Below are 12,800 nucleotides of genomic sequence, written 5' to 3'. Positions count from 1 at the left end.
CCAGCGGCGTCGGCCGCGGAGTCGGTTGGCTCCGACGGCCACGCCCTCGCGGTAGATGAGAACAGAGTGCCGCCTTGTCAGTGCCGGGTGACACCATCCGGCCATGAGTAGCGAATCGTTCAACTGGCACGAGTTCCTGGGACGGTGGCAGGAGGAGTGGGTTCCGCGCCCGGACGCAGACGAGGACGGTGAGCAGATCCTCGTCCGCCCGGGCCTGCCTGGGGCGGACGAGGCGGTGATCGCCGTGGCCGAGGAGCGGCTGGGGCGGCGGCTGCCGCCCTCGTATCGGGGGTTCCTGGCCGCGAGCGACGGGTGGCACGTCGACCAGACGGCCGGGATCTACCGGCTCGGGGGTGCCTCAGATATCGACTGGTTCCGGGATCCGTACGACATGACCGCGCTGTACGAGCCGGATCCGGGCGACGGCCCCCGCGAGGAGGACGTGCTGCTGGCCGGCATGTGGCAGCGGGCGCTGCGCCTGGAAACGGACTCCGACATGTCGCACGCCCTTCTCGACCCGGGCGACAGCGGCGAGGACGGCGAGTGGGCACTCTACGTCTACAAGGGCTGGAGCGGTGAAGTGCCCGACCGCTATCCCTCGTTCCGCGCATACATGGAGGCCATGTACCGCGGCTTCCACGCCGACCGAGCGGCGCAACCCGATTTCGTGAACGCGACCACGCTCACCCAAGACGTCCACGTGGACGAGGCACGTCTGCTGGCCCTGCGCGGACGGTACGAGGATGCCTTGCCCCTGCTGCAGGAGGCGTTCTCCTTCGGGAGGCCGCGCAGCGCCGTCCTGCTGAACCAGCTCAGGCAGATGCTCACTCCGAGCGGCTCCCAGAGCCACGGCGACCTGGTGGCGGACCCGCTGTACCAGCCGGAGATCCTGCCCATGGAGGCCATGGAGCAGGCGAACGGCCGGGAGTGGTCGGGCGGGGATGAGCAGTGGCTGCGGATGATGGGCGCCCGGGGGGCCGCCCCGGAGATCGCCGAGGCCGTGCTGGGCGCCGTGCGGGACGGCACCCATCAGTACGCGCCTCCCGGTCCGTGGGGCCGGGCCGTCGCCGAGGCCCGGGAGGCGGCCCGCTGGGGCGCGACCGACGCCGCGTGGCACGTGCTGCGGGACGCGCTACCGCTGTGGGAGGCGCCGGGGCCGCTGATGGTCGTCCCGCTCGGCCTGCTCGCCGATCCGGTCCTGGGGCCGCTGATCACTCCGGAGCGCGGGCGGGAGATCCTCGCGACACCGCGGGCCGGTGAGACGGGCCCCGCTCCCGAGCCGGTGCCCGATCTCGATCCGCCGGGCCTCACCTGGCTGGCGGGGCCGTTCAGGCACGGGCAGCCGCTCGACGGCTACCGCTGCGTCTGGGTCGAGGGGGCGGATCCCGTCGGCCTGCCTGCCCTGATCGGTGAGGAGGGCGCCGAACTGAGCCGGCCCGTCGATCTGTCGAGGTCTTTCCGGCGGGCGCCCCAACCCCACGAGCGGGAGGGCGTGGAACTCTGGGAGGACCGGGCCGTCGTCGCCGTCGGCCGCACGGCTGAAGGGTGGGCCTTCGCCTTCGACGGGCCCTCCCACCGCCACCTGCACGGCCTGTTCCTGTCCCCGGCCGCGGCCGCCTCGTCGTCCGGCCGCGCGGTGGTGGTGTGGTCCGACCCGAGCCGCTCGTCCCCGGACGATCCGTCGGCCTTCCACCTATCGGTGGCCGAACACGGCCAGGAGCTCTACGCCTTCACCGTGCGGGGCACGGAGATCCAACGCTCCGGCGCGATACCCGAGACCCTGGACCCCGCACGGCTGTTCCGGCCGGAGGATACCGAGCGGGACAACGAACGGCGGGTGCTGGAGGCCCTGCACACCGAACTGGGACTCTCGCTCCCCCGCTTCGCGCTGACCCAAGGCAGGATCCACACCTTCACCACCCATTCCTGGACCCGGGCGCCACGCGCAGGTGAGGGCTTCGCCTACCTCAGCTTCGCGCGGCACCGGTCCTGACCGCCAGTGGGCCCGCCCCCGTGGCGGGCCCACTGGCGACGACCGACCGCGGTTTCAACTCAGTTCGATCGCGCGGGCGCTGGTCGAGGCCCCAGCCCGGATCTGGGCGCCCCTTGGTGTCCTCGTGCAGCTCCCAGTTCGGGCCCTTGCGTGTCATCGGGTCTCCCTCCCCCTGGTGTGCTGGCGAGCGCAGTAACGATCACGAGCGTACGGCCCCGTCCCCGAGTTGCGGGCCTCCGCCCTGCCCCCTCTCCTTGACCGCCGGGAGCACCGCGACGTCGACCGCCCGCCGGTCGAGACCGCCGTGCGAGGGGGTGTCCGCTTCCCCCGTCACGCTGCCCGCACCACAGCAGGCCGCACGCGGCAACTACAGGGAGGAGGGAGAACAAGGTGAAGAAGGAACAGCGGGAGCAGAGCGCGGTGCGGGTGAGCGGATACCGGGAGCGGGCGCAGCGGCGCCGCACGGTGCAGAGCGCCGGGGGCCCGGAGCGACGGTTGGATGCGCACGGTGGCGGATGAGCGGCTGCTCGCGCTGGCCACCCGGTACGGGTCGTTGACGCTGCGGCAGGCGGCGGCCGCGTGCTGGGGCGGGCAGGTGGAGACGGCCCGGACGCGGGTGCGGCTGATGGTCGAGGCGGGGCTGCTGTTCCGGTCGGCGGAGACGCGGTGGGCGGGGACGGTGGTGTGGACGACGGAATGCGGCGCCCGCCTCTCCGGCACCGGGCTGGGAGCACCGCACCCTCCGAGCGAACGGCTGCTGCACCGCCTCGCCTTGGCGGATGTCGGGGTGCGCCAGGAGGCGGGCACCGGGTCTCCCGTTGTGCTCACCGAGCGCGAGGTGCGCACCGCCGACGCTGTTCCCGGGCGGGCGGCGCAGCTCCTGGCCAGCCTCGGGACACCGCAGTTGGCGCCGGTCGGAGCAGGCCGCGGGGAGACCCTGGCGGTGCCGTTGGGGGTGCGGTCGGTGCACTGGCCCGGCCTCGTCGTCATCCGCCCCGACACCCCGCTGCTGTTCGCGGTCGAGGTCGAGCTCACCCCGAAGACCCCGGCTGCGCTGCGGCAGATCCTGCGCGGCTGCCTCCAGGCCCGCCGCAAGGTGATCCACCTGTGCACCGGCGCAGTCGTCCGCCAGCTCGTCGGGCACCAGACGCCAGGCGGGTGGAAGGACGGGATCGCGCAGCAGGTACGGCTGCTGCCGCTCGGCCCGCCGACCGGGGACGGTGCGACGCTGCTGCACGTCCAGGAGCTCCACCTCCGCGACCCGGGCGTGCGCGCACAGCTGGAGCGGCACACCGCCCGCCACCGGGTCAGCACGTACACGGTGCGCTGAACTGCTCTGGCTGGATCAGAGGTGCTTGGGCGCCGAGTCGGGACGCAGCCGGTGAAAGGAGGGATGGCGAAGGAGCTCGGTGACCTGTCGCAGCAAAGGTTGAGTGTTCTTATCGAACATTGAGTGCCGTCGGGTCGGCACGGCCAGCGGTCATGGCCTGTGCGCACCCAGCCGAGGCGGCCGCGACGGGTGGCCTCGTGGTGGGTGAGCCGTTCAACGCGGCCGGCGTCGGCAGTAGTGCCGGTACGGCCGGGTATCCCCGGCGGTCTGTCGTCCCCGTCGTCAACTCCGGCTCAGTCGCCGTACGATGGCCTCCAGCAGCTCATCCAGCGCCGCCTCGTGCGTCCGTCCCCGAGGCCGGACCAGCCCAACCCGGCTCGGTGAGACCCCGCGGACTGGACGGAAGACCACGTCCGGGTGGGAGTAGAAACGGGCCACCGACGCCGGGGCCAGCGCCACGCAGCCGCCAGCCACCGCTCCGAGCCACTCGTCGGGACGGCTGGTGACGGCGCCTACCCGGACGGGGTGCCCGTCTCGTTCCTCCACGGCCAGCCAGTGCTCCCTCCAGGTTCCGCTCTCGGCTCCGGACGCGACGAACAGCTCGTCCCGCAGCTCCCGAAACTCCACCGTCTCGCTGTTCGCCAGCGGATGCCGGGCTGGTAGCAGCACCCCCCGGTCCTCAGTAAACAATTCCCGCACCGTCAACCTCTCTTGTCCCGGAAACGGCAAACGCACCACTGCTGCGTCCACCTCCCCCCGGGCCAGGTCGGCACCCGGGTCCGACCAGTCGAACTGCCGCATTTCCACCCGCCACTCCGGCTGCGCCTTGCAGAACGCGGCGATGACTTCGGGGACGGCACCCACTGCGCCCGCATCCAGGAAGCCCAGGCGCAGCACCTGCGCCGCTTGACCCGTTGCCTGCACCGCCTCGTCCCAGTTGTCCAGCAGTGCGGGCACCCGGGAGGCGAGCTCACGACCAGCCTCAGTCAGTGCCATCCCCGACCGCGAACGCGCGAAAAGCCGTACACCGAGATCGTCCTCCAGGCGCCGGATCTGCTTGGTCAGCGCGGGCTGCGAGACGAACAGCCTCTTCGCTGCCCCGGTCAGGCTTCCCTCATCCGCCACTGCGGCGAAGTACCGAAGCAGGCGCGTGTCCACATCCATGCCACCAGGTTATAGAAGCAGGTATTGGTAGGTGCCGCGGTGCCCGCGGATCCTGAAGGCATGACCAGTACCCAGCTCGCTTTTCTCGTTGTCACCCTGCTCACCGTCGCCGTCAACGTCGGTATCGCCGCCGCCGACCTCGCCGGGGCGCGCTTCGTACTGGCCAACTCGGCGCAGGTGGGTGTCCCCCGGTCCTGGCTGCCCCGGCTGGCCACCCTCAAGCTGGCTGGCGCGGCGGGCCTCCTCCTCGGCCTCTTCGACGCCGCACTGCGCCCCCTCGCCACGGCTGCGGCCGGCGGCCTCGCCCTGCTCTACCTGGGCGCGCTCGCCTTCCATCTGCGCGCCCGCGTGCTCTACAACCTCGCATTCCCCGGTTTCTATTTCGCCACCGCCGTCGCCTCGCTGGCCTTGACGGTGTCCTCTTGATGGCGGCCCCGCTCAATGTTCGATGAGAACACTCAGCCTTCGCGGCGACAGGTCACCCGGCCTGTGCCCGGTCTCGGTTGATCTGGTCCGTGGACAGTCCTGTGACCTGCGGCAACCAGTTCATTTGAGACGCCGGGGTGCCGGGGATCCCAGGTGATCCGGTCCCGGGAGTCGGGATGGCGGGTGTTGTCTCAGGTGATCTGGTCCGGCTCCGGCGTTGGGTGTGACCGCGTCCAGGGGCGAGGCGGCCACTGACGTGGACGCGCCGGCACGGAGGAATGACCTTCCGGCCACTGCTGTCTGAACGCGGCCGAGGGTCGGTCTGTGCGTGTTGACGATTCATGCGCAGTGGCGATGGTGGTTGTCACATTCGTGGGCGCGGCGGTGTCTTCATGCCAAACAGGCAAACGTCCAAGGAGAACACCATGGCGCTACGCATCCCGAAAGCCAAGCTCCCCGCCGGGCTCCGCGAAAACCTGATCAAGCAGCTCGGTTCCGTGCCCGAGCCCAACGAGGTGCTGTGGAACAACCCCGAGCTCGCCGAGGCCAGCCAGGAGTTCGCAGCCAAGGTGGCCACCTGGGACGCGGCCGACGCGAGCCTCAAGACGTTCGCGCACATGGCCGTCGCGGCACAGGTCGGCTGCAGCTGGTGCCTCGACATCAACTACTTCGCGGCGCTGAACCAGAACCTGGACCTGGCCAAGGCGAGCCAGGTGCCGCGCTGGCGGGAGTCGGAGGTGTTCACGCCGTTGGAGCGGGAGGTAATGGAGTACGCCGAGGCCATGACGAACACGCCGACGACCGTCACCGATGAGCTGTCGGCGAGTCTGCTCGGCCGACTCGGTCCGGCGGCGCTGGTCGAACTCACCGTGTTCATCGGCTTCGCCAACCTGGCGGCCAGGTGCAACACGGCGCATGGGATCACCTCGCAGGGCTACTCCGATGCCTGCGAGATCCCGCTGGCCGGGCGTCCTCAGACGTCCGGCGCAGCGTCGGCATCATGACCGAGGACCCGTTCGTCGCCCATCGCAGCCTGCTGTTCACGGTCGCCTACGAGATGCTCGGCTCCGCGGCCGACGCGGAGGACGTGCTGCAGGAGTCCTGGCTGCGGTGGGCCGGCGTCGACCCGTCGCGGGTGAGCGACGCGCGGGCGTACCTCGTCAGGACCGTCACGCGGCAGGCGCTCAACCGACTGCGGACGTTGGCGCGCAGCCGCGAGGACTATGTCGGCGAGTGGCTGCCGGAGCCGCTGCTGACCACCCCAGATGTCGCCGAGGACGTAGAGCTCGCGGAAAGCGTCTCGATCGCGATGCTGACCGTCCTGGAAACGCTCGGGCCCACCGAGCGGGCGGTGTTCGTACTCCGTGAGGTCTTCGAGCTGCCGTACGGTGAGATCGCCGAGGCCATCGGGAAGTCCGCGGCCGCGGTACGGCAGATCGCGCGGCGAGCGCGCGAGCATGTGGCGGCCCGCCAGCCGCGGGTGCGGGTGAGCCGGTCGGAGCAGCAGGCCGTGGTGGAGCGGTTCCTGCTCGCGTTGCGTACCGGGCAGTTGCAGCAACTTGTGGAGGTCATGGCGCCGGACGTGGTCCTGATCGCCGATGGTGGCGGGCTCGCGGCCGCCGCTTCGGCTCCGATCCACGGGGTCGAGCTCGTGGCGAAGGTACTCGCGCGCGCGAACCGGGCGGAAGCGACCCCGCTCGCGACAACGGCCGTGTGGCTCAACGGGGCACCCGCGGGCCGGATCGAGATCGACGGCGAGCTGCCCACAGCGGTGAGTCTCGTGGTGGAGAACGGGCAGATCACCCGGGTCTACTTGGTGAGAAACCCGCGGAAACTGACGAGACTGGACGAACCGGTTGAACTCGCCAGGTAAGCCAACTACCGCCCTGGCATGGTGGGTGTTCCGGGCGAAACCGCCCGGAACACCCACCACCACACACCCGGCCGGAACCCGACGGCGGCCAGCACCGAGGATCCAGGACGGACGCGGGGTTGAGCCCACGATCCGACATAGATTTCCCTGACCCTCGAAAGGCCCTACCACCTGAGATGCGCAAGACCCCGCCGGGCCAGGTCAGACCGGACGCACGAGTGACGCTGATCAGGAAGTGGCGAGCGTCGTCTCCGCTGCAATGCTCCGGACCGCTGAACGGGTGCCTGTCGTCGTGTCGGATTCGGTCGGGCGTCGCGCGTGCCATTTGATGGTACTTACGAGTTGGTGCGTGATAGCGGGTGAGGCGTGTTTGGCTTGGTCCTGGCGTGTTGTCAGTCGTTGCTGGTTCGGTCGGAGACGAGGCCAGCGATGGCGCGGCAGGTGTCGGGCAGGCGGTCGCGGCGGTGGGTCCAGCGCGTCAGTTGTTTCCAGCGTGTGTGGTCGGCGAGGGCGTGTTCGACGCTGATGCGGTCGGACGAGTGGTCGTGGCGGTCGCGTTGCCACTGCTCAACTCTGCCGGGCAGTGCTCCCGGCCGGGGCTTTCTGGGTGGCGTGATCGCTTGTCCTCGGTGGTCGCGACTGAGGCCGAGGCAGCCGTCGTCCAGGAGGACCTCGACGTCGGAAAAGTGCTGGAAACAGACGGCGATGCCCTCGTTGCGGGCGGCCGTGGCATCGTGCATACGTCCAGGTCGCAAGGCATCGGTCCATAGAGTGCGGCCCCGCCAGTCGGCGGTCACGGTGGCCTTCATGGTGTTCTGCTTCTTCTTGCCCGAGACGAACGCACGGCGACCGCCGCGGTTGGCCGGCGGTCTGCGGACCTGGATCTCGGTGGCGTCCAGCCGCAGCTCGATGCCTTCGGCCTGGGCATAGGCGAAAACGTCCGGCAGCGTCCGCAGACGCAGGCCGGGGCGGTCGGGGACCGCGCACCCCCGCTCGGCCAGGAGGTGACGTATCTCCCCGATCGCGCGGGTGATGGTGGAGCGATCGACGCCGAACAGCAGGCCAAGAACCGAGTGCGGCAGATCATGGCGCAGATGGATCAACGTGGCCACCAGCCGGTCGACGAACACCAGCTGGTGACGGGCGCCGGCACCCGCTGCCCGCTTCCTGATCCCGCCTCGTGCAGCATGGCGGCGGCTTTCGACACCGGTCTGCCACGGCACGGCCAACTCCTCGATCAAGCAAGCCAGATGATGCCGTGAGATTCCAGTGAACAGCCGATGCGCCAGGACCGCCCGATTGACCATGATCGCCACAATCGGATCATGCCACTTGCCAGCAACGATGCCTCACCCGCTATCACGCACCAACTCGTAAGACCAGGACGAACGGAACCGAGACCAGGAAGATCCACCGCAACCCCAGACGGGCGGTAAGGATTCCGGACAGGACGAACCCGAGTACGAGACCGCAGCTGGCCACGGCACCCCACACGCTCAAAGCCCGCGACCGACGCGGACCTTCGGGGAACATCAGGACAATGGTGGCCATCGCGGCAGGCAGCGCGATGGCCTCACCGACCCCCTGCAGCAGGCGCGCGACCACCATCCCGGCACCACTGCCCCGTACAGCGCGCTGGGCATCGCCCACTGCCTCAAGGGCGAACCGTTCTCCGTGCACGGCTGGCAGGAGCCGTGAGGGCACGGGAGACCGAGAGGGAAAGACCTCTGGCCCCGCACGAAGGCGTGCGGGGCCAGGGAGACGGGTGTTCCGCCCTGGCCGGGGGGAGCCGGTGGGCGGACCTCCCCGGCCCGGCCGGGTGGGTGTCAGAAGCGGACGTCGGAGCAGGCGTAGAAGGCGTTGCCGGTGTCGGCGATGGTCCACACGCCCAGGATGAGGTGGCGTCCGGTCTTCTGCGGCAGGACACCGGCGTGGGTGACCGTGGCGCCAGGCTGACGCCCACCGAAGGGCACCGTGAGGAACGGCTGCGGATCCAGGTCGGCCCTGGTCAGCGGCTTGGCCGGGTTCCAGCCGTCCTTGGTGATGTAGTAGCGGAAGTCGGTGGTGGCGTGGCGCGCGGTGATCCGCCAGACAAAGTTGTGGCTCTGGCCTGCGGTGAGGGTGGTGGCCGGCCAGTTCCCGCCCCGCGGGTCGTCCAGCTCGGAGAAGCGCCCGATGCCGCCCGAGCAGATGTGCCCGTCGGCGGGCCCGCGCGTGGGGAAGCCCTTGGACCCCTCCACGCTCGGCGGCTCCCACTGGATCTGCCCGCAGTTGCGGACGGTGCCGTTGCCGCACAGTTGCTGGCGGCTGACCGGCGAGTCGGTGTAGCCGTGGCTCGACGCGCTGCCGCTGGTGGCGAGCACGGCGGAACCGGCCAGGCCGAGGCCGAGAAGTAACGAAGTGAGCTTCCTGCGCATGGCGTGCTCCCGTGGTCCGAGGGTGCGGATGGGGGGCGGACGCACCCCTGCGACGCACTGCCGATGTAGCGGATGGGCATGGATGCAGCGGATGGAGCGGGCCCGAGCAGCGGTGAGGCGGCAGGGCGGTGGCAGTGCGGAGAAGAACCGGAGGGCATACGTCCGACGCGGTCTAGACCAAGACTGAGGCTAGCTCCGGGACTTGAGCATGTCCATACCAATGACTATGCCGCTCGCGTTCCCCGCGTCAGACAACGTCAACGACTCCACCGTCTTCGACACGGTCATGGACGAGCTGCGGGTGCCCCGGACCGGTGCCGGGCGACCCCGCCGCAGGCCCGACGCGAACATCGCCGACAAGGCTTACTCGTCCCGGGCGATCCGCCAGGTCCTGCGCAGGCGAGGCATCCAGGCCGTGATCCCAGAACGGACCGACCAGAAGGCCAACCGCCTGCGGCGAGGGAAGGCCGGTGGCAGGCAGCCGGCCTTCGACCGCGAGCTCTACAAGGCACGCAACGTGGTCGAACGCTGCTTCAACCGTCTCAAGCAGTTCCGCGCGATCGCCACCCGATTCGACGAACTCGCCACCCGCTACAAGGCCGGAGTCCGCCTCGCCGCACTCATCCTCTGACTCCGCGACCCCACCCAAGATCCTTTGTCAGACAGGACCTAGTATTTTGAGTCCTTATTTCGCTTTAGAAGTAGCCTGGGCTCATGGCGCGTATGGGTCGGCCGACGGTCGAGGTGGTTCTGACGGATGAGGAGCGAGAGACGTTGCTGCGCTGGTCGCGGCGGGCAACGTCCTCGCAGGCTCTGGCATTGAGGTGCCGGATCGTGCTCGCGTGCGCTGATGGTGCTTCGAACACCGCAGCGGGAACGGAGCTCGGGGTCCACCCGGTCACGGTGGCCAAGTGGCGCAAGCGGTTCGCGGCCGACCGGCTCCAGGGTCTGTCCGACGAGCCGCGGCCCGGTCCGCCGCGCACCGTGAGCGACGAGAAGGTCGAGGAGGTGGTCGTGCGAACCCTGGAGAGCACTCCGAAGAACGCCACGCACTGGTCGACACGCGAAATGGCCGCGGCCAGCGGCCTGAGTCAGTCCACCGTCTCGCGGATCTGGCGGACCTTCGGCCTCAAACCGCACATGGTGGACACCTTCAAGCTGTCCAAGGACCCGCAGTTCATCGAGAAGGTCCGCGATGTCGTGGGCCTGTATCTGGACCCGCCCGAGCGGGCCATCGTCCTCTGCGTGGACGAGAAGTCGCAGATCCAGGCACTGGACCGGTCGGCACCGGTGCTGCCGATGATGCCGGGCATGCCCGAGCCCCGTACCCACGACTACCTGCGCGGCGGCGTGACGACCCTGTTCGCTGCCTTGAACGCGGCCACCGGCGAGGTCATCAGCTCGCTTCACCGCCGGCACCGCGCGGTGGAGTTCAAGAAGTTCCTGGCCAAGCTGGACAAGGAGGTCCCTGACCATCTCGACGTCCACCTAATCTGCGACAACTACGCCACCCACAAGACGCCCGCGATCCAGAAGTGGCTGCTGGCCCATCCCCGGTTCCACATGCATTTCACCCCGACCAGTTCGTCCTGGCTTAACCAAGTGGAGCGCTGATTCGCGCTGCTGACGGACAAGCAGATACGGCGTGGCGTCCACCGGAACGTTCAAGCCCTGGAGAAGGACATCCGAGCCTGGATCGCCGACTGGAACGACAACCCGAGGCCCTTCGTCTGGACGAAGACCGCTGACGAGATCTTCGAACGCCTCACCGGATATCTGAACCGAATCAAAGACTCAGGACACTAGTAGTGCTTTGTCAGGTGGTGTCGTAAGGCTGCCAGGTGGGTTGTCGGCAGGTGGGGCAGGTGCCGGTCCAGGTGGCGATGAGGTGCTGAAGGAGGTCCAGGGCCTGGTAGAGGGTCAGGCCCTGGCAGGGGCTTCTGGGCAGGCCCGCTGTTCGGTCAGGGACAGGTCGGCGGCGGTGACGAGGGTGACGTGGCGGTGCCGGCCGGTGAACGAGCGGCCCTCGAAATGGTCCAGGCCCAGGGCTGTCTTGAGTTCGCGGTAGTCGTGCTCGATGCGCCAGCGTGCTTTCGCCAGGCGGACGAGGTCCTTGGCGGGAAGGTCGGCGGGCAGGTTCGAGATCCAGTACTTCACCGGCTCGCTCCCGCCTTCGGGCCACTGGGCGATCAGCCAGACCAATGGGATTGTCCCATCGTCACAGGGCTTGGGCCGGCGCCCGGCGAGCCTCACCCGCAGGAACACGAAGTGCGAACTCATCGCCGCCTTCGAGCCTTTGTGCCAGGTCACGGTGCGGCCGCCGCGACGGCCCACGGTCAGCACGTGATCTCGCAGGGGAACCGGGGTGGTGCGATAACGGGGCAGCGGCCGCAGTCCCAGACCGCCGTAGGCCGGCTGGTGAGGTGCGGCTTCCTCGCCGTGGACGGTCATCTCGCCCTTGGTCTGCAGGACGTAGGTCAGGCCGCGGTCTTCCAGGCTGCGGCGGAAGTCGGCGTTGGCACCGTAGCCGGTGTCCGCGACCAGGACAGCGGGCCGCAGACCGGTGGCGGCGAGTTCGTCGAGCATGTCCACAGCGAGCTGCCCCTTGGGCCGGTGATGTTCCCTCTCGGGTATCCGGCAGGCCCGCCGACGGCCTGCGGCCTCGTCCCCGTCCTAGGCCGCGGGCAGGAACAATCGCCAGGACAGTGGGCACGAGGCGGCGTCGGACACGGCGTGGACACTGACGCCGACCTGGCAGTTGCCGACCTTGCCCAGGGTGCCGGAGTACTGCCGGGCCACCCCGGGCGAACAACGGCCGTCCTTGGGGAAACCGGTGTCGTCCACCACCCACACCTGCGGCCGCACCGACGCCACCGCCCGCCAGGCCAGCCGGGACCGCACGTCCTGGACCGGCCACGTCGAGGACGTCATGAACTGCTGCAGCTGCTGGTGATCGACACCGAGCCGTTCCGCCGTCGGCTGCATCGACTTCCTGCGGCCGTCCAGCAGCAGGCCCCGTAGATACACGGCACCCTTCTCGCGCTGGTCCCGACGCACCAACGGCGCGAACACCTCGGACGCGAACTCCTCCAGCCGACTCCGTACCGCCGCAAGCTCCTCAGCCCTCATACAGCTGGCGAACTACCAGACCCCCAACACGACAAGTCCACATAACAAAGCACTACTAGACCGGCAGCGGGACTTCCTCCGCAGTCAGAGCCACCGTCAATAAACACACGCTGCCGTCCTCTTCACGCCTCTTCGGCGATTGATTCCGGCCAGCTTCCGCCGCCGTCGTTCCCCTTCGGTCATGAGAAGTAAAAAAGCGCCCGCACGGGGTTGATCAATTGCGGCATTGATCCTACGTTCGGAAATCGTTCAGCGACTCGCGGGACATTCATACGGCCAACGGCACACCACCCCCACAAGAGGTGCCCCTGTGCCCGGAACTGCCCCATATAAAGGGGCGAGAAGGAGCAGAGAATGAAGTTTCTGTTTGCCATCAAGAACGCCGTGTCCCATCAGAAGAGCCTGAAGGCCAGCGCTTGGTACATCTGGTACTAGAAGCGCTGCTCGGGTCCGCCCCCGTCGTCCAGC

Annotated in this window: 12 protein-coding genes and 3 pseudogenes; 9 read left to right on the top strand and 6 right to left on the bottom strand. The window is 69.0% G+C overall.

Going from position 1 to position 12,800, the window contains the following annotated elements; all coding sequences use genetic code 11:
* Positions 1–103 precede the first annotated feature (103 nt).
* Positions 104–1,993 carry an SMI1/KNR4 family protein gene (locus ACZ56L_RS24095; protein WP_471066202.1) on the top strand — a complete coding sequence of 630 codons (1,890 nt, stop codon included), beginning with the start codon at positions 104–106 and terminating at the stop codon, positions 1,991–1,993.
* A 199-nt stretch (positions 1,994–2,192) separates the two neighbouring features.
* Here ACZ56L_RS24095 and ACZ56L_RS24090 read toward each other — a convergent pair whose 3' ends face one another.
* A complete protein-coding gene (locus ACZ56L_RS24090; RefSeq protein ID WP_471066200.1) occupies positions 2,193–2,327 on the bottom strand; it encodes a hypothetical protein in 135 nt (44 codons plus the stop codon).
* Positions 2,328–2,383: 56 nt separating this feature from the next.
* On the opposite strand from ACZ56L_RS24090, the gene ACZ56L_RS24085 reads away from it, so the two are divergent.
* Together ACZ56L_RS24085 and ACZ56L_RS24080 are read left to right on the top strand one after the other, a co-directional pair.
* Positions 2,384–2,512 carry a hypothetical protein gene (locus tag ACZ56L_RS24085; RefSeq protein ID WP_345219824.1) on the top strand — a complete coding sequence of 43 codons (129 nt, stop codon included), beginning with the start codon at positions 2,384–2,386 and terminating at the stop codon, positions 2,510–2,512.
* Positions 2,493–3,323: a hypothetical protein gene (locus ACZ56L_RS24080; protein WP_471066197.1), complete on the top strand. Its 831-nt coding sequence runs from the start codon at positions 2,493–2,495 to the stop codon at positions 3,321–3,323. Before ACZ56L_RS24085 ends, ACZ56L_RS24080 begins: the two co-directional genes overlap by 20 nt.
* A 282-nt stretch (positions 3,324–3,605) precedes the next feature.
* On the opposite strand, the gene ACZ56L_RS24075 is transcribed toward ACZ56L_RS24080, so the two are convergent.
* Positions 3,606–4,487: a LysR family transcriptional regulator gene (locus ACZ56L_RS24075; protein ID WP_471066195.1), complete on the bottom strand. Its 882-nt coding sequence runs from the start codon at positions 4,485–4,487 to the stop codon at positions 3,606–3,608.
* A gap of 60 nt (positions 4,488–4,547) precedes the next feature.
* Here ACZ56L_RS24075 and ACZ56L_RS24070 point away from each other — a divergent pair, with 60 nt between their 5' ends.
* The 3 genes from ACZ56L_RS24070 (at position 4,548) to ACZ56L_RS24060 (ending at position 6,786) form a co-directional block, all read left to right on the top strand.
* The gene (locus ACZ56L_RS24070; protein WP_471066194.1) at positions 4,548–4,913 is read left to right on the top strand and encodes a DoxX family protein; all 366 of its coding nucleotides are present in this window, start codon (positions 4,548–4,550) and stop codon (positions 4,911–4,913) included.
* Positions 4,914–5,338: 425 nt separating this feature from the next.
* Positions 5,339–5,917, top strand: coding sequence for a carboxymuconolactone decarboxylase family protein (locus ACZ56L_RS24065; protein WP_471066192.1), 579 nt, complete (start codon positions 5,339–5,341; stop codon positions 5,915–5,917).
* Positions 5,914–6,786 (top strand): RNA polymerase sigma-70 factor, encoded by an 873-nt coding sequence (locus ACZ56L_RS24060; RefSeq protein ID WP_471066190.1) that lies wholly within the window; start codon positions 5,914–5,916, stop codon positions 6,784–6,786. Before ACZ56L_RS24065 ends, ACZ56L_RS24060 begins: the two co-directional genes overlap by 4 nt.
* 392 nt (positions 6,787–7,178) lie before the next feature.
* On the opposite strand, the gene ACZ56L_RS24055 is transcribed toward ACZ56L_RS24060, so the two are convergent.
* The 3 genes and pseudogenes from ACZ56L_RS24055 to ACZ56L_RS24045 form a co-directional block, all read right to left on the bottom strand.
* The gene (locus ACZ56L_RS24055; RefSeq protein ID WP_471066321.1) at positions 7,179–8,093 is read right to left on the bottom strand and encodes a transposase; all 915 of its coding nucleotides are present in this window, start codon (positions 8,091–8,093) and stop codon (positions 7,179–7,181) included.
* A gap of 55 nt (positions 8,094–8,148) precedes the next feature.
* Positions 8,149–8,394: pseudogene (locus ACZ56L_RS24050) on the bottom strand (MFS transporter); the annotation flags it as partial.
* Positions 8,395–8,612: 218 nt separating this feature from the next.
* Positions 8,613–9,203, bottom strand: a complete 591-nt coding sequence (locus ACZ56L_RS24045) for a lytic polysaccharide monooxygenase auxiliary activity family 9 protein (RefSeq protein WP_345219807.1) — start codon at positions 9,201–9,203, stop codon at positions 8,613–8,615.
* 208 nt (positions 9,204–9,411) lie between these two features.
* On the opposite strand from ACZ56L_RS24045, the gene ACZ56L_RS24040 reads away from it, so the two are divergent.
* Positions 9,412–9,834, top strand: a complete 423-nt coding sequence (locus ACZ56L_RS24040) for a transposase (protein ID WP_471066188.1) — start codon at positions 9,412–9,414, stop codon at positions 9,832–9,834.
* Positions 9,835–9,917: 83 nt separating this feature from the next.
* Positions 9,918–11,009: pseudogene (locus ACZ56L_RS24035) on the top strand (IS630 family transposase).
* A gap of 114 nt (positions 11,010–11,123) precedes the next feature.
* Here the strand turns inward: ACZ56L_RS24035 and ACZ56L_RS24030 are convergent.
* A pseudogene (locus ACZ56L_RS24030) lies at positions 11,124–12,332 on the bottom strand (IS701 family transposase).
* Positions 12,333–12,686: 354 nt separating this feature from the next.
* Between ACZ56L_RS24030 and ACZ56L_RS24025 the strand changes: the two are divergent.
* On the top strand, positions 12,687–12,767 hold the full coding sequence (locus ACZ56L_RS24025) for a tryptorubin family RiPP precursor (protein WP_380837501.1): 81 nt from the start codon (positions 12,687–12,689) through the stop codon (positions 12,765–12,767).
* Positions 12,768–12,800: the final 33 nt, after the last annotated feature.

The sequence above is a fragment of the Streptomyces sp. NPDC039736 genome, from assembly GCF_055596485.1.
Note: the sequence above shows the minus strand (reverse complement) of the source record. Positions and strands in the feature narration are given on the sequence as shown.